This is a genomic window from Terrabacter sp. P5_B1 (genome assembly GCF_056400505.1).
In genome coordinates, this window is record NZ_JBFULD010000627.1 from 1 (window position 1) to 630 (window position 630).

At 67.1% G+C, this 630-nt stretch carries 2 protein-coding genes; one reads left to right on the forward strand and one right to left on the reverse strand.

Going from position 1 to position 630, the window contains the following annotated elements:
- A partial coding sequence (locus AC1DP0_RS22495; protein WP_478088894.1) for an integrase core domain-containing protein occupies positions 1–351 on the forward strand: 351 nt, incomplete at its 5' end.
- A 10-nt stretch (positions 352–361) separates the two neighbouring features.
- On the opposite strand, the gene AC1DP0_RS22500 is transcribed toward AC1DP0_RS22495, so the two are convergent.
- Positions 362–630, reverse strand: a 269-nt coding sequence (locus AC1DP0_RS22500; protein ID WP_478088896.1) for a PNPOx family protein, incomplete at its 5' end; no start/stop codon positions are given.

The window sequence follows — 630 nt, forward strand, 5'->3', positions numbered from 1 at the left end:
GCGTTCATCCTGCGCGCCGCGGAACACTTCGCCGGCCACGGCATCACCCAGATCGAACGAGTCATCACCGACAACCACTTCAGCTACCGCCGCAGCACCGACGTCAAGAACGCGATGACCGTGCTCGGGGCCACGCACAAGTTCATCAAGCCGCACTGCCCGTGGCAGAACGGCAAGGTGGAACGGTTCAACCGAACCCTGGCCACCGAGTGGGCCTACCGGCAAGTCTTCACCAGCAACGCCGAGCGAGCCGCAGCCCTTGCCCCCTGGCTCCAGGAGTACAACACTCGACGACGCCACACCGCGCTCAAGGGACTCCCACCCGTCAGCCGTCTGTCACCAACGTCATGACCGAGTACACCTAGCGCGCCGCCCAGCCCGTGACGTCGATGATCCGCAGCACGTGGACTCGGTCGAAGGGCCGGCCGCGGTACTGCGGGTAGCGGCTCTCCAGCAGCGCCGCGAGACCCTCCTCCCGCTGACCCGACGGCTCGCCCTCCCACTGCAGCGAGGCGCGAACCCACCAGAGCCGCGACCAGTCGTCGCGGTCCCAATGCTCGACGAGCAGCGTTGCGCGCGAGTCGGACTCGAGGTTGCGCTCGCGTTGTAGCCGCTGTGACGACTTCGGCT